The 21,009-nt window shown below is 68.4% G+C and carries 20 protein-coding genes, 1 other RNA gene and 1 pseudogene; 13 read left to right on the forward strand and 9 right to left on the reverse strand.

Annotation, left to right across the window (positions count from 1 at the left end; genetic code table 11):
- Positions 1-559 precede the first annotated feature (559 nt).
- Positions 560-748 carry a helix-turn-helix domain-containing protein gene (locus ACFPN9_RS00245; RefSeq protein WP_245282266.1) on the forward strand — a complete coding sequence of 63 codons (189 nt, stop codon included), beginning with the start codon at positions 560-562 and terminating at the stop codon, positions 746-748.
- 302 nt (positions 749-1,050) lie between these two features.
- On the opposite strand, the pseudogene thyA reads toward ACFPN9_RS00245, so the two are convergent.
- Positions 1,051-1,335 (reverse strand): annotated as a pseudogene (gene thyA / locus ACFPN9_RS00250) (thymidylate synthase); the annotation flags it as partial.
- Between the two features lie 157 nt (positions 1,336-1,492).
- On the opposite strand from thyA, the gene ACFPN9_RS00255 reads away from it, so the two are divergent.
- From ACFPN9_RS00255 to ACFPN9_RS00285, 7 genes are all read left to right on the forward strand, one after another.
- Positions 1,493-1,810, forward strand: a complete 318-nt coding sequence (locus ACFPN9_RS00255; RefSeq protein WP_066734392.1) for a PepSY domain-containing protein — start codon at positions 1,493-1,495, stop codon at positions 1,808-1,810.
- 104 nt (positions 1,811-1,914) lie between these two features.
- Entirely contained in the window at positions 1,915-2,238 is a 324-nt protein-coding gene (locus ACFPN9_RS00260) for a PepSY domain-containing protein (protein ID WP_066734395.1), read from the forward strand.
- A gap of 19 nt (positions 2,239-2,257) precedes the next feature.
- Positions 2,258-2,669, forward strand: a transfer-messenger RNA (tmRNA) gene (ssrA, locus tag ACFPN9_RS00265).
- Between the two features lie 58 nt (positions 2,670-2,727).
- The gene (locus tag ACFPN9_RS00270; protein ID WP_066734397.1) at positions 2,728-3,369 is read left to right on the forward strand and encodes an SspB family protein; all 642 of its coding nucleotides are present in this window, start codon (positions 2,728-2,730) and stop codon (positions 3,367-3,369) included.
- A gap of 83 nt (positions 3,370-3,452) precedes the next feature.
- Positions 3,453-4,847: a class II fumarate hydratase gene (gene fumC, locus ACFPN9_RS00275; protein ID WP_066734399.1), complete on the forward strand. Its 1,395-nt coding sequence runs from the start codon at positions 3,453-3,455 to the stop codon at positions 4,845-4,847.
- Positions 4,848-4,859: 12 nt separating this feature from the next.
- The gene (locus ACFPN9_RS00280) at positions 4,860-5,060 is read left to right on the forward strand and encodes a DUF4169 family protein (RefSeq protein ID WP_066734402.1); all 201 of its coding nucleotides are present in this window, start codon (positions 4,860-4,862) and stop codon (positions 5,058-5,060) included.
- Complete coding sequence (locus ACFPN9_RS00285; RefSeq protein WP_066734404.1) at positions 5,057-5,287, forward strand: ribbon-helix-helix domain-containing protein; 231 nt, start codon at positions 5,057-5,059, stop codon at positions 5,285-5,287. The genes ACFPN9_RS00280 and ACFPN9_RS00285 overlap by 4 nt, the downstream gene beginning before the upstream one ends.
- Positions 5,288-5,397: 110 nt before the next feature.
- On the opposite strand, the gene ACFPN9_RS00290 is transcribed toward ACFPN9_RS00285, so the two are convergent.
- Positions 5,398-8,994, reverse strand: coding sequence for an AsmA family protein (locus ACFPN9_RS00290; protein ID WP_066734405.1), 3,597 nt, complete (start codon positions 8,992-8,994; stop codon positions 5,398-5,400).
- Between the two features lie 116 nt (positions 8,995-9,110).
- A complete protein-coding gene (locus ACFPN9_RS00295; RefSeq protein WP_066734407.1) occupies positions 9,111-10,550 on the reverse strand; it encodes an FAD-binding oxidoreductase in 1,440 nt (479 codons plus the stop codon).
- A gap of 237 nt (positions 10,551-10,787) precedes the next feature.
- On the opposite strand from ACFPN9_RS00295, the gene ACFPN9_RS00300 reads away from it, so the two are divergent.
- Complete coding sequence (locus tag ACFPN9_RS00300; protein WP_066734409.1) at positions 10,788-11,351, forward strand: thioesterase family protein; 564 nt, start codon at positions 10,788-10,790, stop codon at positions 11,349-11,351.
- An 18-nt stretch (positions 11,352-11,369) separates the two neighbouring features.
- Here the strand turns inward: ACFPN9_RS00300 and ACFPN9_RS00305 are convergent, their stop codons facing one another.
- Positions 11,370-12,164 carry an ion transporter gene (locus ACFPN9_RS00305; protein ID WP_066734416.1) on the reverse strand — a complete coding sequence of 265 codons (795 nt, stop codon included), beginning with the start codon at positions 12,162-12,164 and terminating at the stop codon, positions 11,370-11,372.
- 113 nt (positions 12,165-12,277) lie between these two features.
- Between ACFPN9_RS00305 and ACFPN9_RS00310 the strand changes: the two genes are divergently transcribed.
- Entirely contained in the window at positions 12,278-12,559 is a 282-nt protein-coding gene (locus tag ACFPN9_RS00310; RefSeq protein ID WP_066734426.1) for a DUF427 domain-containing protein, read from the forward strand.
- Between the two features lie 6 nt (positions 12,560-12,565).
- On the opposite strand, the gene ACFPN9_RS00315 is transcribed toward ACFPN9_RS00310, so the two are convergent.
- The 4 genes from ACFPN9_RS00315 to ACFPN9_RS00330 form a co-directional block, all read right to left on the reverse strand.
- The gene (locus ACFPN9_RS00315; RefSeq protein WP_377814892.1) at positions 12,566-13,231 is read right to left on the reverse strand and encodes a class I SAM-dependent methyltransferase; all 666 of its coding nucleotides are present in this window, start codon (positions 13,229-13,231) and stop codon (positions 12,566-12,568) included.
- On the reverse strand, positions 13,228-14,511 hold the full coding sequence (locus ACFPN9_RS00320; RefSeq protein ID WP_082735473.1) for a BtaA family protein: 1,284 nt from the start codon (positions 14,509-14,511) through the stop codon (positions 13,228-13,230). Before ACFPN9_RS00320 ends, ACFPN9_RS00315 begins: the two co-directional genes overlap by 4 nt.
- A 65-nt stretch (positions 14,512-14,576) precedes the next feature.
- Complete coding sequence (locus tag ACFPN9_RS00325) at positions 14,577-15,545, reverse strand: tripartite tricarboxylate transporter substrate-binding protein (protein WP_066734429.1); 969 nt, start codon at positions 15,543-15,545, stop codon at positions 14,577-14,579.
- Between the two features lie 65 nt (positions 15,546-15,610).
- The gene (locus ACFPN9_RS00330) at positions 15,611-16,321 is read right to left on the reverse strand and encodes a GntR family transcriptional regulator (RefSeq protein ID WP_066734432.1); all 711 of its coding nucleotides are present in this window, start codon (positions 16,319-16,321) and stop codon (positions 15,611-15,613) included.
- A 119-nt stretch (positions 16,322-16,440) separates the two neighbouring features.
- On the opposite strand from ACFPN9_RS00330, the gene ACFPN9_RS00335 reads away from it, so the two are divergent.
- Positions 16,441-17,517, forward strand: coding sequence for a tartrate dehydrogenase (locus ACFPN9_RS00335; protein ID WP_066734435.1), 1,077 nt, complete (start codon positions 16,441-16,443; stop codon positions 17,515-17,517).
- A 124-nt stretch (positions 17,518-17,641) separates the two neighbouring features.
- Positions 17,642-18,070 (forward strand): peptide-methionine (R)-S-oxide reductase MsrB, encoded by a 429-nt coding sequence (gene msrB / locus ACFPN9_RS00340; protein ID WP_245282267.1) that lies wholly within the window; start codon positions 17,642-17,644, stop codon positions 18,068-18,070.
- Between the two features lie 31 nt (positions 18,071-18,101).
- Here msrB and ACFPN9_RS00345 read toward each other — a convergent pair whose 3' ends face one another.
- Positions 18,102-18,458: a hypothetical protein gene (locus ACFPN9_RS00345; RefSeq protein ID WP_066734442.1), complete on the reverse strand. Its 357-nt coding sequence runs from the start codon at positions 18,456-18,458 to the stop codon at positions 18,102-18,104.
- A 153-nt stretch (positions 18,459-18,611) separates the two neighbouring features.
- On the opposite strand from ACFPN9_RS00345, the gene ACFPN9_RS00350 reads away from it, so the two are divergent.
- Positions 18,612-20,984: an ATP-dependent helicase gene (locus ACFPN9_RS00350; protein WP_245282264.1), complete on the forward strand. Its 2,373-nt coding sequence runs from the start codon at positions 18,612-18,614 to the stop codon at positions 20,982-20,984.
- Positions 20,985-21,009 lie beyond the last annotated feature (25 nt).

Genomic DNA, 21,009 nt, shown 5'->3' on the forward strand with positions numbered 1-21,009 from the left:
CGGGGATCTCTCGGTTCAGGGTTGGCGTTCACAACCCAAACCTAACCGGCAATCGCCGGTGACCACCGTCAGCTACACCACGCTATGGGACACGACCCTTCGAGATCGGTTTCCCAATCAACGATCATGGCCTCTGTTGGTTTGTCGAGCGTCTTGTGAGCCAGTTCTCTGATGCTAAACGGGTTTGTTAGCATCGCTTTAGACAGGGAATCGTAGCCACCTTCAATGAATCGGCGATAAGGCTTTCTCCTTTCGGTTAGATCGACAGTCGTACCAAAGCAGTCAAAGCAAACGGCGCGGATCTTGGGCACTTTACCTCACATCCAGGAATGCTGCAGCTGGGAGCACGATTGGGATTCTTAAACAGCGCCGTTTGGGCATCTCCTAACCCGCGCTTTCGCGGAACATCGTCGAAAATCACAGATTTTCGTTTCTGCATCGCTGGAGTCCCGGAAAGGCAGAAAGCGAGTCGCTATTTAGATACTATAATACCTAGAAATGAAAAGCGGTATTCCGTTTCGTTCCCTGCATGGACGTTCGGCAAATCGTTGGAAAAAACATGCGCAAATTCCGCATCGCCGCCGGGCTGTCTCAGGACCAGGTTGCCGTGCGCATGGGAGTAGAGCAGACCTATGTGAGCGGACTTGAGCGGGGCATCCGCAATCCGACCTTAACGACGCTCGATCGTGCGGCTACGGCCCTGTGCGTGAAGATCGCTGAACTGCTGGAAGCGTCTGACAATCCGTAAACGCCACCGTCGACGATCCCGTTTGCATAGAGGGCGGGGCGGGGAATGACGTGATAAAAAAGAAGCGTCGGCTCCTTGCGACGCTGGCACCTGCTGACTGCATTACAGCAAGGCCGACGAAAACGGCAACGCCTACCCAATCCGCAAGAATCCCCGGCTTCGCAATCCTGACCAACTGCGCCGGGGCTTCTTGCTGGTCGTAGCAGGCCGTCGAACCGAGCTAGCAGACGTGCCGGGAAACGGGGCGCCCATTTACCTAGGGCCCGTCCCGATCCTATATATTAGGAGCCCCTTACAGTAAGGCCATAGACCGGGCCGAGATCGCCCTGCTCGTCGGCCCACTCGTCCCAGATCGTGACGCCGTTGTCCTGCAGATAGCGCACATTGGTGTCGCCGCGCAGGAACCAGATCAGCTCGTGGATGATCGACTTGAGATGGAGCTTCTTGGTGGTGACGAGCGGGAAGCCCTCGCCGAGATCGAAACGCATCTGGTGGCCGAACACGGCGATCGTGCCGGTGCCGGTGCGGTCGTCCTTGCGGACGCCCTCGTCCAGGACGCGTCGGAGCAGGTCGTGATACTGGCGCATGCGCGAATCTCTTGTCGAAGCGCGCCACCATAGCGGCTGACCGCCGGGCCCGCGCGCCCGCGCCGCCGCTCGTCCCCCGGTTTCTGTCAGGAACCGTGAGCGGGCGCGCCGGGTTGCCTCCCGGACCCCTGACCGAAACCGAACAGGAGACGAGACCATGACCCTGCGCGACCGGACCCGCGCGACCCTGCTGGCCGCGGCACTGGCCCTGCCCCTCCCCGCTCTGGCGCAGGTGCAGGCGCCGAACACGCCTGCCGGCGCAGGCGCCCCGGCCATTTCGATGGACGAGGCCCGCCGCATTGCCAATGAGAACGGCATGGTGCGGATCGAGGAGATCAGCCTCGACGACGGCAAATGGGAGATCGAGGGTCGCGACGCCGCCGGCGCCGAAATCGAGATCGACCTGCGGGCAACGGACGGCACCGTCATCAAGATGGAACGGGACCGGCCAGCGGCGGCGGGCGTCCGACCCTGACGGCCGACCTCACGCGATCGCGAGGTGAATTGACCGGAGGCCGGCGGGACATTCCCGCCGGCCTTTCCCATATGCCGATCCGAGATCGAGAGGACTGACGATTCATGATCAAGCTGATGGGACTAGGTGCTGTCGCGGCGGCGGCGTGGGCCGTTGCCGCGGTGGTGACCTGCACGCCCGCCGATGCGGGCCGGCCCGGCACGGCCGCGACACAGGTCGCATCCCTCCACGATCCGGCCTACCGCGTCTCGGAAGACGCGGCCCGGCGCATCGCCTGGCGCTCGGGCGTGGATCACATCGAGGATCTCGTGCTGGTCGACGAGCGCTGGGAGGTCGCGGGCCGCGACCGCAGCGGCAACGAGGTCGCCGTCGACATCCACGCCCATGACGGCCGGATCCTGCGCCACCTCCCGCCACCCGGAAATTAAGCCGGCACCACGACCATCGGCTCTTTCCCCGGCGCGATGCAGCCCCTATATTGGTCGTGCCGTTCGCAAGACCGGCTATGGCGATAAACGAGCGTCGGAATAAGCTTTTCGGACCCGGGGGCGGTACCCGGCGCCTCCACCACAGCCCTGCGGCGCGAGCCCTGGGGCGGCCTGCGGGATCTTGGACCGCGGGCTTGCCAGGCCACCGAGTGGCAGGGTTGCGGCGGGGGCGAAATAGGATCGACGAGAGTGTAAAGGCCGTTCTTTTGCCCGGTATGGTTCCGCCGTTATAGGGCTAACGCATAGTTGCCAACGACAACAATGCTCGGGTTGCTGTCGCCGCGTAAGCGGTGCTGGTTCCCAAACCTAAGTCCTTCCGTTTAGCGACGTAAGGCGGGGCCCGGAGGCGCCTGGCAACAGAAGCCTCCACTTTTTTGTCAGGCTGCCTTGTGGCTGCCGCGGGATGCTGGAAGCGGAAACCACGACACGATGTCCAAGGACGTTCTTCGCTATGATCTGATGGTGCAGGACGCGTTGAAGGGTGTCGTGCGCAAGATCCTGACCGAGGCCGGACGCGACGGGCTGCCGGGCGACCACCACTTCTACATCACCTTCCGGACGACGGCCCCGGGCGTGCGCCTCTCGCAGCGACTGCGCGACAAGCACACGGAGGAGATGACCATCGTCCTCCAGCATCAGTTCTGGGATCTCAGCGTCAGCGAGCACGCCTTCGAGGTCGGCCTTTCGTTTTCGAGCGTGCCGGAGCGCCTGCTCATCCCGTTCGACGCCATCACCACCTTTTTCGACCCGTCCGTGCAGTTCGGCCTGAAGTTCGAGACGCAGGAAGGGGCCGAGCCCGCGGCTGCGGCGGAGCCGGCCGCCTCGCCTCGCCCGCGCGGTGCCGGCTCGGAGCCGAGCGAGGCCCCGCCCGCTCCCCTCGCCCTCCCCGTCAAGGCGACACCCGCCGGGGTTCCCGCCATCAAGCCGCGCGAGGTGTCTCCGGCGGCCGCCAAGGGCGTCAAGGCGACCAAGGCCGCGCCCGAGGATGCCAAGACCGAGGAGACGCCGGAGACCGCCGAGAGCGGCGGCGCCCAGGTCGTCAGCCTCGATTCCTTCCGCAAGAAGACCTGACCGGCCGGGTGCCGGCCGCGATTCCGCACCGGGCTCGTCCCGCCGGCGCTCGCGCCGGGGCAGCCCCTTCAAGGCAGGCCGCCATGTCCGAGACCCGCACCGAAACCGACTCCTTCGGCCCCATCGCCGTGCCCGCCGATCGCTATTGGGGCGCACAGACCCAGCGGTCGCTTGAAAACTTCCGTATTGGCGGGGATCGTGAGCGCATGCCACTGCCGCTCGTCCACGCGCTCGTGCTGGTCAAGAAGGCGGCGGCGCATGTGAATGCCCATCTCGGCCTGATCGACCAGCGCGTCGCCGGCGCCATCGGCCAAGCGGCGGACGAGGCGCTCTCGGGCCAGTTCGACGGGCATTTCCCCTTGGTGATCTGGCAGACCGGCTCGGGCACCCAGTCCAACATGAACGTCAACGAGGTGCTCGCCAATCGCGCCAACGAGTTGCTCGGCGCCGGCCTCGGTGCCAAGTCGCCGGTCCACCCCAACGATCACGTCAATCGCGGCCAGTCTTCCAACGACAGCTTCCCGACCGCGATGCACATCGCCGCCGCGCTGGAAATCTCGCGTTCGCTCCTACCGGCGCTGCGCGATCTCGAGCAGGCGCTGGCCGCCAAGGCCGCGGCGTTCGATGGGCTAGTCAAGATCGGCCGCACCCATCTCCAGGACGCGACGCCCGTCACGCTCGGCCAGGAATTCTCGGGCTATGCGATGCAGCTTCATCTCGGCGTCAGTCGGATCCAGGCGTCTCTCGGCGGGCTGCACGCCCTGGCGCAGGGCGGCACCGCTGTCGGCACCGGGCTGAACACCCATCCCGATTTCGCCGCCCTCTTCGCCCGCGAGGTCGAGTCGCTGACCGGCGTGCCCTTCCGCAGCGCCGACAACAAGTTCGAGGCGCTGGCGAGCCATGGTGCGCTCGCCGCCGCCCATGGCGCACTCGCCGCACTCGCCGCCGATCTGTTCAAGATCGCCAACGACATCCGCCTGATGGGCTCGGGCCCGCGCTCGGGGCTGGGCGAGATTTCCCTCCCCGAAAACGAGCCCGGCTCCTCGATCATGCCCGGCAAGGTCAATCCGACCCAGGCCGAAGCCCTGACCATGGTCGCGGCCCAGGTCATGGGCAACCAGACCACGATCGGCTTCGCCGCCAGCCAAGGCCATTTCGAGCTCAACGTGTTCAAGCCCGTGATCGGCGCCGCCTTCCTGCAGTCGGTGAGGCTTTTGACCGACGCGGCCGACAGCTTCCGCACCCACTGCGTCGAGGGCATCGTCGCCAATGAGGGCCAGCTGCGCGACCTGCTCTCGCGCTCGCTGATGCTGGTAACGGCGCTGGCCCCCGCGATCGGCTACGACAAGGCCGCCGGCATCGCCAAGGCGGCGCATCACAACGGCACGACCCTGCGCGAAGAGGCGCTGCGCGCTGGCGTGGATGCCGATCTCTTCGACGCCACCGTCCGGCCTGAGCGCATGCTCGGCCCGGCTTGAGGGGCGCCGCGCATGGCCGAGATCATCAATCTGCGCCGGGTCCGCAAGCAGCGCGCGCGGCAGGAGGCCGAGCAGCAGGCGCAGCAGAACCGGATCACCTTCGGCCGCACCAAGGCGGAACGGAGCCTGACCGAGGCCGAGCGCGACAAGGCCGCCCGGACCCTGGACGGCCACCGCCTCGCCTCGCCGCCGGACGACGAGCCGACGCCGTGAGCGCGGAGCGGAAGCGATCCCTAACCATCGCCGGCCATCGCACCAGCGTCTCGCTGGAAGAGCCCTTCTGGGAGGCGCTGAAGGAGATCGCCGCTGCCGAGGGACGAACCGTGGCCGCGCTGATCGCGGCGATCGACGACCATCGCGGCCAGGTCAATCTCTCCTCGGCGCTGCGTCTGCATGTGCTGGCGCATTACCGCGACCGCGCGGCAAGAGCGCCGGACTGAAGCGGACAGGCGCATCACCCGCAAAGCGGATTGCCCTTGTCTTGCAGCGCTTTGCGACCGCCACCTGAATCGGCTCCGCAGCGCCCTGAATCAGATTGCGAGGACCAAGCTCAGTTTGGCTGGGCGCCGCGCGACAAGGGGCGCGGCAGGGGCTGGATCTCGAGCGGCGGTGCCAGGGGCGGCGCGGGCTGCAGCCCCGACTCCGGGAAACTCGCCCGCGGCGCACCGGGCAGGATGAGCGGCCCCGGCTGCTGCGGCTGAGAGGCCTCGCGCTCCGCCGCCCGCTCGGCCGCCGCGCGCGCGCGCTCGGCCCGCTCCTCCGCCTCGATGCGGCGGCGCATCTCCTGCTCCATGCGCGCCTGCTCGGCCCGGCGCGCCTCTTCCGCCCGCCGCTCCTCGACCAGGCGGCGGGCTTCCTCGGCCCGACGCTCCTCCTCGGCCCGCTTCTCCTCGGCGAGACGCCGCTCTTCCTCGGCCTTGAGGAACTCGGCGAGCCTGCGGGCATTCTCGCGCATCTCGCGCTCGGCCCGCAGGCGCCGCGCCTGGGCGGCGCGCTCGCGCGCATCCGCCTCGAACGCCTCGACCCGCTCGATCTCCCTCGCCAGGGCGCGGGCGGCGACGACGTTCGACAGCGCATTGACGTCGGTCTCGCGGCGCGGCGCACTCAGCGGCCCGCGCCAGGCGACGCCGATCTGCGGCGCGTCCGCCGGCCAGCCTTTCGGCAGCGCTCCGAGCGGCCGCAGCCCGAGGCGCAGATCCAGAGTGAGGGCTCGCAGATCAACGATGCCGTTGGCCTCGGCCCGCAGCCCATTGCGCTCGAAGGTGAGTGGCTGCAGCCGGATCAGCCCGCCCGCAAGGGTAAAAGGCACGGTCACGCTGCCGAGCGCCCAGGCGTCGCGGTCGAGCGCCTCGGCCAGCCGCTGCTGCAGCCGCGCTGCATCGCTTTCGGAGGCGTCCTCGCCCGTGCCGGCAATGATGCGGGCGTAAGCCGCGGGGTCGAAGCGGCTGAGACGCGCATTTGTGAAGGTCAGGCTCCCGGCTCCCCCTAGCGCCGCGACGAGCCGTGCCGGGCTTTCGCCGGAGCCGCCGGCTTCGATCTGCCCGGAAACCCGACCGCCGAGCCCGCCTCCGGTCAAGGGCCCCAACTCGACCCCTTCGAGAGTGACGCGCCCCGAAAGCAGCCCGAGCCCACCTTCTCGCCGCGTCGTCAGCCGTCCACCGACGCGCCCGCCGCCGAAGCCGGCAGACAGATCGTCGAGCCGCAGCCCCTCCATGTCCGAGCGCAGGGTGAAGCGGGCGTCGCGCAGGATCGTCCCCTCGGCCGCGGTGACGCTGTCCGACTCGATCGCCAGCTGAAAATCGGGCAGCGCGGCCGGCGGCCCGAACCGCGCCGTCGTCCAGGTCGAGAGACCGGCGGGGCCAGCGCCGAGCGCAGCGGCCAACAGACTCCGCAGATCGAGCGTCGGCACGGTGAGCCGGCCACTCAGCATTCCGCCCTCGCGCGCCAGGGACAGCGCGCCCCGCGCGGTCGCCGCACCGAGATTGACGACGACCTCGCCAAGCGTGATCGCCTCCGGAGACGTTCCGAGCCGCGCATGGAGATCGACCAGCCCGTCCGGCAGGAGACGGGCTGCAGCGTCCGGCAGAATCTGGCCAATGCCATCCGCCTGCACGGCGAGCCGCGCCGGGGCCGCAGCCTCGCTCTCGACCGCGATCGAGAGGCCGGGGCCCGCCAGCGTGCCCGTTAGCCGCCCCGCTTCCTGCGTCAGAACGAGCTCGCCGGGGCCGCTCTGGCGCGGCACGGGTAGTCCGAGCGCCTGAAAGGCCTGGCGCCGGTCGGCGAGATCGAAGCGCAGCCTCGCCCCCGTCCAAATCCCGCCGGCATCGAGCCGCCCGGTCAGCGAGAGCCGCCCCGCCTGAGCGCCGCCGTCGAGCACCAAACCGGTTTCGCCGCTGGGCGCGCGGGTGAGCCGGAAGGCGGCATCGAGCCGGGCCAGCCCGTCGGAGGCGCGCCCCAACGCCTGCCGCGCCGGTTCGGGCAGCAACGGCCCCGCCAGCGCCGCGACCGCCTCGAAACGCGGGGCGCGGATGCGACCGGCGATCTCGCCGCCCTCGGCCAGGAGCGCTCCCGAGCCGGACACGCTGACGCCGCCGAAACCGTCGATGGCAAGACGGCTAAGCCGCCAGTCGCGGCCCTGCCGCCGCAGGTCGAGCTGCGCGGAACCGGGTGGCACGTTGCGGAAACGGGCCTGCGTCAGGCTGAGATCCAGCGCCAGATCGCGCGCGCCCAGAAGCACCGCGACGCTCTCGCCGGGCGGCAGATTGGTGAGATCGAACCCGTTCAGCACGGCCCTGGCGGACAGCCGCTCCGCCGTCGCGTCGCCCGACAGATCGAGCCTCACGCCCGAAGAACCTGTCAGCATCAGGCGCTGAAGGGCGAGCCGCCCGCCATCCCAGGCCCCGATCGCCTCGGCGTCGATCTGCCCGAGCCCCGCGACGAGATCCGCCAGAGCCGGATCGAGCCCCGCCCGCGCCAGCACCAGCCCGATGCGGCGCGAATCCCCGGCCTTCAGATTGAGGCGGCCCGCCACACCCTGCGCATCGGCGCTACCACTGGCGCCCAGCAGCGCGCCAGCGACGCGCACCGAGGCCGTGGCCTCCGACAGGCCCTGCGGATCGAGCTTGCCGCGCAGGCCGAAGGCGGAAAAATCCTCGCCGCGCCAGATCAGCTGGTCAAGATCGAGCGACAGGTCGATCTGTCCCGGCAGGCCCTGCAGAGCCCGCTCGAAGCCCGGCCGCGCCGCGAGGGCTTCGGCCAGCGCATCGGCATCGAGCCTGCGGGCGCGCAGCGCCAGGACGCCGCCGCCCGAGCCGGGCATGAACTGGCCTTCGCCCTCCAGCCGCGCCGCGCCCCCGGCAATGTCGAGGACGAGCCCGGCGAGATCGAGCTGGCGGCTGCCGCCGCTGACCTTGCCGGAGAGAGCGAGCGCGCCGCCGGGCGAAAGGGTGAAAGAGCCATCGAGGCCGGGAGCGCTCCCGGTGGCCGGCAGTGTGACGCTGCCGTCGAAGCCGAGCTGGATATCCTGCCCCGTGACGAAGGCCTTCGTCCGGAGTTTCCCGTCGGGCTCGAGCGCGCCGGTCGTGATGCGCAGCGAGGCGCCAGCCGCCTCGCCCTCGATGCGCCAGGGACCTGCGAGGCTGACCGCCGAGATCTCGGCCGCGATCGGGCCGATCGTCACGGGCTCGCGGCCCGCCTCCTGCCAGATCAGCACCGAGCGGCCGATCGAGAGACGGTCGAGGCTCGTCTGCGTCGGCAGACCGGCACCGCCGCGCGCCGGAAGGCGCAATGCGCCGGCCTCGTCGAAGGCGAGCGAAACCGTCGCGCCCTCCGCCCGCGCATCGGCGATCCGGAATTCGCCGCGGGTCAGCGCGGCGAGCGCGAGTTCGACGGTGAGCGTCTCGACCGAGGCGCGGCTCGTCTCCGCCGCCGCGCCGCCGAAGCGGACATCCTGCAGCGTCAGCCGCGGCGAGGGCAGCAGCCGCAGGCCGATGCCGCCGCCGATGCGGGTCTCGACGCCCAGCGTCTCGGCCAAGCGCGCCTCGAAATGCGGGCGATAACCGCGCCAGTCGACAAAGCCAGGCCCGATCAGGGCGGCCAGCAGCGCCAGCACCAGCAGGCCGGCCAGGACGGTCAGGGTCTCACGCAACGTGCGGCACGATCCTCGTCGTGAACATCGTCCCCATCATGCCGGCAAGTCGCGGCGAGATCACGACAATTCGACAGAACTCGGGCGTTTGCTGCTGTCCCGCTCCATCACGGAACTCAGAGAACCACGATCTTGCCAGGGTTGAGGATGTTCTGCGGATCGAGCGCGCGCTTCAGCGTGCGCATGACCGCCAGCGCGGGCGCGCCGTGCTCGGCTTCGAGATATTTGATCTTCTTCTGGCCGACGCCGTGCTCGCCCGTGCAGGTGCCGCCCATGGCGAGCGCCCGCTTGACCAGGCGGTCCAGGAAGCCCTGGACGCGCGCCACCTCATCGGGATCGGCGAGATCGAGCAGCGGCTGCGTGTGGAAATTGCCGTCACCGACATGGCCTGCGATCGGCGCGATCAGCCCGGTCGCCTCGATGTCGCGCTTGGTCTCCTCGACGCAGTCGGCAAGCTGCGAGATCGGCACGCAGACATCGGTCGCCAGCGTGTCGGCACCCGGCCGCAGGGCGCGGCCGGCCCAGTAGCCGTTGTGGCGGGCTTCCCACAGCCGGGTCCGATCCTCGGCCTTGGTCGCCCAGTCGAAGGGGCCGCCGCCGAACTCCGCTGCGATCTCGCCGAAGCGCTCCGACTGCTCCTTCACCCAGGCCTCGGTGCCGTGGAACTCGACGAAGAGCATCGGAGTCTCCGGCAGGCCGAGCTTGGAATGCAGGTTGAAGCCCTTGATCATCACCTCGTCGAGCAGCTCGATCCGCGCCACCGGGATGCCGGTCTGGATCGTCATGATGGCCGTGTCGCAGGCCGCCTTGATCGAGGGGAACGGACAGACGCCCGCCGCGATCGCCTCCGGAATGCCGTGCAGCTTCAGCGTGACCTCGGTGATGATGCCGAGCGTGCCTTCCGAGCCGACCAGCAGACGCGTCAGGTCATAGCCGGCAGAGGTCTTCCGGGCGCGCGTCGATGTCTTGACGACCGAACCGTCCGCCATCACCGCGGTCAGCGCCAGCACATTGTCCTTCATCGTGCCGTAGCGCACGGCGTTGGTGCCGGAGGCGCGCGTCGCCGCCATGCCGCCGAGCGAGGCGTCGGCCCCCGGGTCGATCGGGAACATCAGCCCCATGTCGCGCAGATGCTCGTTGAGCTCCTTGCGCGTGACGCCGGCCTCGACGACGCAGTCGAGATCCTCCGCATTCACTGCGACGATCCGCTTCATCTGGCTGAGATCGACGCAAACGCCGCCATAGGGCGCGTTCACATGGCCCTCCAGAGAGGTGCCCGTGCCGAAGGCGATGACCGGTACGCCATGCCGGGCGCAGAGCGTCACGATCTCCGAGACCTCCTGCGTGCTGTGGGGATAGACCACCGCATCCGGCGGCTGGTTGGGGATCCAGGTCAGGGTGTGGCCGTGCTGCTGGCGCACGGCGAGACTGGTAATCAGCCGGTTGCCGAAGGAGGCCGCCAGCGCCTGCGTCACGGCCGCGACGGCGGCGGGAGACGGCGGCAGAGCCGCGGCGGATGCGGAGGTCTCATGCAGGGCGACGGCAGGCACATCCATTGTCAACATCCGGATCTGGAGTTTAAACTCAAAACAAGTCGGCATCGCAGCGGGTTACGAGGCCGGCCATCCGCGGCGTCCCCCCGGCTGGGGGCCGGCGACTAGACTACGCAGTAGGATAGACCGGATCGGCAGGCAACGGGCCGCTTCCGTGTTGCGATGGCGGTGCGGCGACCATGCACACGCCGTGTGACGAAGACCACTGAACCCAGCGCTACGGGAGGACGGGAGGCGGCCATGAAACACGATATCCGCGCTCCGGCGCTGTTCTTCGCGCCTTTCGTCTCCTCGGCCATGCGGGTGGAGCCGCAGTGGATCGATTATAACGGCCATCTCAACATGGCCTATTATCATGTGCTCTTCGACCGCGCGGTGGATGAGGTGTTCTCGCTCGTCGGCCTCACCCGCGATTATGTCGACAGCCGCCACGCCTCGACCTTCACCGCCGAGTGCCACATCCTCTACAAGCGCGAGCTGACCGAGAGCGACCAGGTGCGTGTGACCGCCCAGCTCATCGCCTTCGACGACAAGCGCCTGCACTACTATCTGGAAATGCGGCACGCGACCGAGGGCTGGCTCGCCGCCACCAGCGAGAATCTCTCGCTGCATGTCGACCTCACGAGCCGCAAGGTCTGCCCCTTCCCCGCCGACATCCTCGCCAACATCGCGCTGATGAAGGCCGCCCACAGTATGATGCCGCTGCCGGCGACGATCGGGCGCATCATCGGCATGCCCCAGCGCAGCGCGATCAGCGTCGATGGCACGATCGTTCCGGAGCGTGAGCCCGAGACGCGGCACTGAGCCTGGAAGGGTCAGCGCTCAGTTGGGATCCGGAATGCAGAGGATCTGGCCGCAAGCCTTGCAATGCACCGCGTCAGGCTCATGGCGCTGCAGACCGCAGCGCGGGCAGGGATAGCTCACCTTGGCAGGCCGGAAGATCGCCTGAGCCAGCCGCACGAACAGCGAGATGCCGACGATCATGACCGCGATCGAGGTCAGCTTGCCGGCGGTGCCCGGTAGCGTGATGTCGCCGAAGCCGGTCGTCGTCATGGTGGTGACGGTGAAGTAGAAGGCATCGACATAGCCCTCGATTCCCGGCCGTCCGGTGAAGAAGAAGCTGTAGATGAAGCCGGTGACGACGAAAAGGAAGGTCGTCAGATTGATCACCGCCCGCGCCGCATCCTCTCGGTCGCGGAAGCGGGTGCGCCGCCATTGCTGCCAGATCACGCCGCGCTGCGACAGCGTCCATAGCCGCAGAATCCGAAGGAAGCCGAGATTCTCGAGCATGCTCGGCACGAGCAGCGTCGCGAGGATGACGAGATCGAGAAGCATCGTCGGCTGGCGCAGCAGTCGCGGAATGTTCGAGGCCGCGAGCATCCGCGTCACGATCTCCGCCGCCAGGATCGCGGCAACCGTGTAGTCGATCCAGAGAAAAGCGGGCCGATCCCGGATCAGCGGCGTCGCGATGAAGAAGGCGATGATGACGATGTCGATGACCGTCGTCGCCAACTGGAACCGCAGCGAGGCCGGCGATCGCCCGTGATAGAGCTGTCGGAGGCGATCACGCAGGCTGCCGGGAGCGTCAGGCGCGTCGCAGGGAGGCATCGAGCTCATCGCGCGGCGCTATCACGCGCCCGTCAGGGCGTCCAGCGCAGCCGTGATTGGCGCGAGGCGAGACATCGTTCTAATTTGTCGGCAACGACAAGAACGTCACGGGAGCGAACGCCATGGTCAAAGCGATCTGGAACGGTGCGGTCATCGCCGAATCCAACGACACCATCGTCATCGAGGGCAACCACTATTTCCCCGACTTCTCGATCCGTCCGGACTTCTTCAAGCCGAGCGAGACGACCAGCACCTGCGGCTGGAAGGGCACCGCCAGCTACCATTCGATCGTCGTGGACGGGAAGGAGAACCGGGACGCCGCCTGGTACTACCCCGACCCCAAGCCGGCCGCCGCCGAGATCCGCGGCCGTATCGCCTTCTGGAAAGGGGTCCAGGTCGGCTGACACGCCTCAGCGCTGCCGACGCAGCACGGCGAGCGCGGCGTAGCCGCGATAGAGCGAACGCGCCTGCAGCGTCACGTCGGCGCCCGCGGCGCTGGTCACCAGCACCGCCGCCATATCCCGCCGCGGCGTGACGTGAAAGAGGGCGAGCCAGCGGTTCAGCACCGCGCTGAACGGGCGCGGCAGCTCGCGCTGGTCACCAAAATCGACGATGTGCAGTTCGCCGCCCGGCGCGAGACGCCGCAGCGCCTCCTCGACCACGCCCTGCCAGGGTGGGATCATCGACAGCGCGTAGGAGATCACGATGCGGTCGAAGCCCGCCCGCCCGAACAGCGCCTGCGGGTCGAAATCCGTGGCGTCGGCCTGGGCGAGCGCGATCCGGTCCGACAGGCCGGCCCGCCCCACCGAGCGCCGCGCCGTCTCCAGCATCACCGAGGAAACGTCGACACCGAAGCAGGCGCGTCCGGGATAGCGCCGCGCGATCCGGATCAGGTTGCGGCCTGTGCCACAGCCGATCTCCAGCACGCAGCCCCCCTCCGGCGGTGCGAGCTCGTCGATCAGCCGGTCACGGCCCAGCAGGTAGAACTTCCGGCTGGCGTCGTAGATGTGCCGCTGCCGGCGATAGATCGCGTCCATCAGCCCGGCAGCACCCTGTCCGGCGGCGAGGCTGCTCACGCCACGGCCTCCGGCCGAACATAGAGGTGGAAGCCGCCATAGATCGCCGAGCGGTCGCGGGCATTCAGCGCCCGGCTCTTGTCCTCCTCGTAGCGCCATTGCTCGAGGATTTCGGCGGGCACGCGTCCCGGCAGCAGGCGCTCATCGGCGGCCGTGCGGAAGATGACGCGCGCGCTGGGCCGGGATGTGCGGGTGATCTGGGTCCACAGCGCGGTCAGATCGGCGTCGTTCATCCAATCCTGCGCGTCGAGCAGGACATAGGCGTCACAGCTCTCGGCCGGCTGCTCCGCGAGGAAAGCCGTAATCGCTCTCTGATGATAGGAGACGCGTGCCGCCCTGGCACGGACCTTTTCGAAATGCGCCCGCTGCAGATAGGGCGGCAGCGCCGCGTCCTCCGCCGGTTCGTAGCCCCGCCCGAAGGCCTGCCTCGCGAAGTAATTGGCTTTCAGGTCGAAGCCGCAGGCCAGCCGCTCGAGACGGTCGTAAAGGGCGCCGCGGATGCCGTCGGCTCCGTCGGCGGCGAGCGCCTTGTACTGGGCCGGTGGGATGCCGAGGCCGTAGAGCGAGGCCGGCTGGCGGATCAACCAGCGCACGAGGGGCTTGTCGAAGACCGGCGCCAGATGGCGCTCGAACAGCGCCCGCTGCTCGGCGAGGTCGCGTGCCTCCAGCATCTTGCGCGGATCGCAGCCCAGCGCTCGTCCGAGCAGATGCCCGGCCCCGATGAAGCGGCCGAGCAGGCCGAAGCGGTAGACGTTGCCGGCGAACATCCCGATGCGGCGGCGCCCGTCCAGCCCTCGGCCCTCCCAATAGGCTCGCGAGGTCGCGTCGAGATGCGGCGCGATCTCGCGGTCGTAGAAGGCGATGTTGTCGCGCGACTGTGCCTGGCCGAAGAAGCGCAGGAACGTGTCGTGCCGCGTCATCCGCGCCAGCGCCGCGAGCTTGAGCTTGCCGAGCGCGATATGGGCGCCGTTGAGATCGATCGCGCTGATCTTCGCCGGGTCCGCCGTCAGATAGGACAGCACATTGCAGGACCCCGACGCGATGGCGACGACATGGTCGTCGGGCTTCAGCGCCAGCGCCTCCATGTCGACGACCGGATCCTCCCAGATCTGCGGATAGACCAGACCGGAGAAGGCCAGGGTGAACATCCGCTCGAGCAGCCCCGCCTTCGACAGAGCCTTGCTGCGATGGACCGCCGTGGTGAGCCCCTTGCTGGTCGTGCGCCGCACCGCACGCACCGTCCGCGTCGCCTGATCCGTCACGGGGCCCTCGCTCGCCATCCCTCGATGGCGAGCCGACTAGTGGAGTCGCATGACGCTTGGGTGACGCGACCGAGCCGCCGGGATCACGGCGCCGTGACGCCGGCCGCCTTGATCACCGGCGTCCATTTGTCGACCTCGGCGCGGACATGGGCGCCCAGCGCCGCCGAGCTCTGGCCGGCATCGTCGGGGATGATGCAGCCCAGTTCCAGCAGCCGCGCCCGCACGCCCGGATCGGCCAGCGCCGCACGGCCGGCGGCATTCAGGCGATCGACGATCTCCTTCGGCGTGTCCTTCGGCGCGAAGATCGCGTTCCAGCCCACCGCCTGGAACTCGGGCAGACCGCCCTCGGCGCTGGTCGGCACATCCTTGGCGACGTCGAGGCGGTTGGGCGTCGCCACGACATAGGTCTTGAGGTTGGTGAGTTGCGGCACGATGCCGACCGTCTGGTCGCAGACATAGTCGAGTTGCTTGGCGAGCAGCGCGTTCATCGCCGGGCCGGAGCCGCGGAACGGCACCTGCTGCACCGGCGCCTTGATCAGGTGGTGGAAGAACACGCAGGTCAGATGCGAAGTCGAGCCGATGCCGCCATGACCGTAATTGTACTTGGACGGATTGGCCTTCAGCAGGGCGATGAACTCCTGCAGCGTGTTGGCCGGGAAGTCCTTGTGGGCCGAAATCAGCATCGGCGTTCCCGCCGTGTTGATGACTGGGGCGAAGTCGGTGCGCGGGTCATAGGCGAGATTGGGATAGAGCCCGACCGAGGCCGAATGCGTGCCGAGATTGCCCATCATGATCGTGTAGCCGTCCGGCGTCGCGCGGGCGACGCGCAGCGAGCCGGTCGTACCGCCCGCCCCGGCGACGTTCTCGACCACGATCGACTGCCCGAGCGTGCGGCTCATATGGTCGGAGACGATCCGCGCGATGACGTCGGTCGGCCCGCCCGCGGCAAAGGGCACGATCATCGTGATCGACTTTGCGGGATAGGTCTGCGCAGCCGCGGGTGCCGCGGCCATGGCGAAAGCGGCCCCGAGGGCCAGGATCAGGCGACGCATTGTTGTCCTCCGTGAGTTGATGCCGCGTTGACCGCGGTCTGGGATGGTTGGGACGGGCCGACGGCTCACATGTGCCGAAGGCCCACGCTCTCGATCAGCGGCAGCAATTCGTCGCGGGCCCGGATGCGGTGCCGCCGCGCCGCCTCATGGGCGGCATCCGGCAGCCCCAGGCGGATCGCCTCGCTGGTATCGCGATGCTCGGCCTCAGAGACCAGCAGGCGCGGCCGCAAACGCAGGGTCAGCATGCGGGCGCGGTGCGACTGGTCGTTGACCGTCTGGATGATCCGCGCGAAGCGGCCATTGCCGCAGCGCTCCACCAGCAGCCGGTGAAAGGCTTCGTCGGCGCGGCCCCAGCCCGGCAGATCGCCCACAGCCAACGCCTGGCCCATCGCGGCCGTCGCCTGATCGAGTTCGTCGGCGAGCGCCGTTCGCTCCGCCTCGGGCAGCGCGGCTGCCCGCGCCGCCGCCCCGGCTTCGATCGCGATCAGCACCTCGTAGATTTCGGCGATGTCATGGGGGGCGAGCGCGCAGATCAGGATCCCGCGCTTCGGCAGGATGCGGACGAGCCCCTCCTCCTGCAGGCGCAGCGAAGCCTCGTGTACGGGCGTACGGCTCATGCCGAGCCGCAACGCCAGCTCGCCGGCCGAGGCCTGGTAGCCCGGCGGAAACACGCTTTCGCGGATCGCGTGCTTCAACGCCGCATAGGCGCTGTCGACGAGACTGGCGCCGCGCTCGCTCGCGACCTCGCCCCGCTCCTGCACGTCCCCGAGCTTCATCGACCTCTCCTGCCTGATCGAAGCTTATCAGCTTCCATGGAAGCTGCAATGCATTCTTGACTTGCAGCAGCGGCGACCGCAAAGACGGTCGGGACGACAGGTTCGAGGAGAGACGCGTCATGAAGACCCACCGCATCGCAGCCATCCCGGGGGACGGCATCGGCGTCGAAGTCATCGCCGCCGGCATCGAGGTGCTGGAAGCCCTGGCGCGGCGCGACGGCTCGTTCGGCTTCGCCTTCGACCATTTCGACTGGGGGTCGGACTACTACAAGCGCACCGGGCTGATGATGCCGGCCGACGGGCGCGAGCAGATCAAGGACCATGACGCGATCTTCTTCGGCGCGGTCGGCGCGCCGGACGTGCCCGACCATGTCACGCTCTGGGGCCTGCGGCTGGCGATCTGCCAGCCCTTCGACCAATACGCCAATGTCCGCCCGACGCGGGTCCTGCCCGGCATCACCTCGCCGCTGCGCCATGTCTCCGGCCCGGAGCTCGACTGGGTGATCGTGCGCGAGAACTCGGAAGGCGAATATGCCGGCGTCGGCGGCCGCGTTCACAAGGGCTTCCCCGAGGAGGTCGCCACCGACGTCTCGATGATGACGCGCCACGGCGTCGCCCGCATCATCCGCTACGCCTTCAGGCTGGCGCAGTCGCGGCCGCGCAAGCTGCTCACCGTCGTCACCAAGTCGAACGCCCAGCGCCATGCCATGGTGATGTGGGACGAGATCGCCGCCGAGGTCGCGACCGAGTTTCCGGATGTCGCCTGGGACAAGATGCTGGTCGACGCCATGACCATGCGCATGGTGATCAAGCCCAGCAGCCTCGACACCATCGTCGCGACCAATCTCCATGCCGACATCCTGTCGGACCTCGCCGCCGCGCTGGCCGGATCGCTCGGCATCGCGCCGACGGCCAATCTCAACCCCGAACGCGCTTTCCCCTCGATGTTCGAGCCGATCCACGGCTCGGCCTTCGACATCGCGGGCAAGGGCATCGCCAACCCGATCGGCACCTTCTGGACGGCGACGATGATGCTCGATCATCTCGGCGAGGCCGCCGCTTCGGCCCGGTTGATGCGGGCGATCGAGCGCGTGACGGCCGACCCGGCCTTCCACACGCCCGATCTCGGCGGCAAGGCGACGACGCGGGCTGTCACGGACGCGGTCATCGCCGCGATCGCCGGCGACAACGCCTGAGCCGTCAACGCCATCGTGACCCTGCCGGGCGACCGGCGCTGCTGACAACCGGGCTCCCGCTCCCCATATCCTGCGCGAACGGATGAGACCGAAACGCGCGAAAGGGAGAGCGGGAATGGGACTGATGAGCATGTTCGGCGGCAGCCAGGCGCCCCGGGAGCACTTCCCCTACGAACTGTCCGACGACGAGTGGCGCGCCAAGCTGACGCCCGAGCAGTACCATGTGCTGCGCGGCCACGGCACGGAGCGCCCCGGCTCCTGCGCGCTGAACTATGAGAAGCGCCCCGGCACCTTCTCCTGCGCCGGCTGCGACCAGCCGCTCTTCCGCAACCTCACAAAATTCGAGAGCGGCACCGGCTGGCCGAGCTTCAACGAGCCGCTGGAGGGCGCCGTCGGAACGACGGAGGATCGCAAGTTCGGCATGATCCGCACCGAGGTCCATTGCGCCAATTGCGGCGGCCATCTCGGCCATGTCTTTCCGGACGGCCCACCGCCGACGGGCTTGCGTTACTGCATCAACGGCGTCGCGATGAACTTCGAGCCCGCCGCGTGACAGCCCAGCAGGGCGCGGCCCATGCCGCGCCCTATTGCGGGATTTCGACCCAGTAGACGGCGCGGTTGGCAGGGATACCCGCATGCAGGCAGACCACCCGGGCGCGGCGCTTGCCGCCCGCATCCTCGACGGCGGCGAAGGCGATGTATTCGGTCGCGACCTGCTGCCCGCCGATTGTTTTGTCGAAGCGGTTCTCGATCAGGCTGTCGCCGCGCTCGATCCGCACCGATTTCAGCGTGCCGCCGTCGCGCTTCGACTCGGCCAGAGCGAAGCGCTCGCAATCGGCCAGCGGATCGGGGACGGGGCGCGTCTGGGCGCCGGCTGCCAGCGGAGTGGCGAAAAGGACAAGCGCGGCGAGGCGCAGCAGGGTGGTCTCGGGACGGCTCATGGGATCCTCGTTTGAGCTGACGCTGACGATGCCGCAGGCAGGCTCCTGCGCCAAGCCGAGGCACGACGGCCGAATGTCGCGGCACGAGGGCGCAATCGCGCCGGCCTGCCCCTATATTGACCGTGAACGAATCACGCACGAGCAGCGCCGATCTTGTCAGACCACAGCATCACCTCCGCCCCCCTGCCCCGCCCCGGCGGCCTCGCCGCGCGCGCGCAGGCCGCGCCCGCGGCCGGCTATCTCAGCGGGCTGAACCCGGAGCAGCGCCAGGCGGTCGAGGCCACCGACGGCCCCGTGTTGGTGCTGGCCGGTGCCGGCACCGGCAAGACCCGCGTGCTCACCACCCGCATCGCCCATCTGATCGCGACCAACCGCGCCTTTCCCTCGCAGATCCTCTCGGTGACCTTCACCAACAAGGCCGCGCGCGAGATGAAGGAGCGCATCGGGCATCTCGTCGGTGCGGTCGCCGAGGGCATGCCCTGGCTGGGCACCTTCCACTCGATCTCGGCCAGGATCCTGCGCCGCCACGCCGAACTGCTCGATCTGCGCAGCGATTTCACCATCCTCGACACCGACGACCAGATCCGCCTGATGAAGCAGGTGATCCAGGCCGAGGGGATCGACGAGAAGCGCTGGCCGGCGCGCATGCTGTCCGGATTCATCGACAGCTGGAAGAACCGCGGGCTGGCTCCGAAGGATGTCGCGCCGGGCGAGGCGGCCGTCTTCGCCAACGGCAAGGGCGGCACGCTCTACGCCGCCTATCAGGACCGGCTGAAGACGCTGAACGCGGTCGATTTCGGCGATCTGCTGCTCCACTGCCTGACGCTGTTCCGCGAACATGCCGACGTGCTCGCAACCTATCACGAGCGCTTCCGCTACATCCTCGTCGACGAGTATCAGGACACCAACACGGCGCAGTATCTCTGGCTGAGGCTGCTGGCCCAGGGGCGGCGCAACATCGCCTGCGTCGGCGACGACGACCAGTCGATCTATGGCTGGCGTGGCGCCGAGGTCGACAACATCCTGCGCTTCGAGCACGATTTTCCAGGCGCCACCGTGATCCGGCTCGAGCGCAACTACCGCTCGACCGGCCATATCCTCGCCACCGCCGCGAAGCTGATCGCCCGCAATGAGAGCCGGCTGGGCAAGACGCTGCGCACCGAGGACGAACTCGGCGAGAAGGTCACCATCACCGGCGCCTGGGACAGCCAGGAAGAGGCGCGGCTGATCACCGACGAGATCGAGGCGATGCAGCTGAAAGGCGAGAACCTCGCCGAGATCGCCGTGCTGGTGCGCATCTCCGCCCAGATGCGCGAGCTGGAGGAGCGCTTCGTCCAGACCGGCGTGCCCTATCGCGTCATCGGTGGCCCTCGCTTCTATGAGCGCGCCGAGATCCGCGACGCCATGGCCTATCTGCGCTGCGTCGTCTCGCCCACCGACGATCTCGCCTTCGAGCGCATCGTCAACGTGCCCAAGCGCGGCCTGGGCGACGCCACCATCCAGATCCTGCACAACCACGCCCGCGCCACCGGGTTCTCCCTGTTGCAGTCGGCCCGCGCCATCGTCGAGAGCGACGAGCTCAAGCCCAAGGCCCGCACGAGCTTGCGCGAACTGGTCGAGGCCTTCGGCCGCTGGTCGCAGCGCGCCGAGCACATGCCCCAGGGCGAACTTGCCGAACTCGTGCTGGAGGAGAGCGGCTACACCGAGATGTGGCAGAAGGACCGCTCGGCCGACGCCGCAGGCCGGCTCGAGAACCTGAAGGAGCTGGTGCGCTCGCTCGACGAGTTCCCCGACCTGCCGGCCTTCCTCGAACATGTCTCGCTGGTGATGGACGCCGACAGCGGCGACAGCGCCGAACGCGTCTCGATCATGACGCTCCACGGCGCCAAGGGGCTCGAATTCGACACCGTCTTCCTGCCCGGCTGGGAGGAAGGGCTCTTCCCCAACCAACGCGCGCTGGACGAGAGCGGCCGCGCCGGGCTGGAAGAAGAGCGCCGGCTCGCCCATGTCGGCCTGACGCGGGCGCGCAAGCGGCTGAAGCTGTACTTCGCCTCGAACCGCCGCATCCACGGCCTCTGGCAGTCGAGCCTGCCCTCGCGCTTCATCGACGAGCTGCCTGAGGAGCATGTCGAGGTCGTGCAGGCGGCGACCAATTACAGCCAGGGCGGCTATGGTGCTTCGCGCTTCGACCGGATGGAGAGCTTCGGCTCCTCCTACAACACGCCCGGCTGGCAGCGTGCCCAGGAGAACAAGGCCCGCGGCGGCGGCTCAGGCTTCTCGGAGAACGGCAGCGGCTTCGGCGGCAACGGCTTCGGTAATGGCCGCCAGCGCGGCCCGCTCCTGATCGAGGGCGAACTCACCGCCAAATCCTCGGGAACATCGGCCTTCGACACCGGCGCACGCGTCTTCCACGTCAAATTCGGCCCCGGCTCGGTGGCCTCCGTCGACGGCAACAAGCTGACGGTGGATTTCGATAAGGCCGGGCGGAAGATGGTGCTGGACAGCTTTGTTCAGAAGGCGGGGTGAGGCGCGGCCGAGGACGACGGCTTCT

It is taken from the genome of Allobosea massiliensis (assembly GCF_042655245.1).
Lineage (GTDB): Bacteria > Pseudomonadota > Alphaproteobacteria > Rhizobiales > Beijerinckiaceae > Allobosea > Allobosea massiliensis.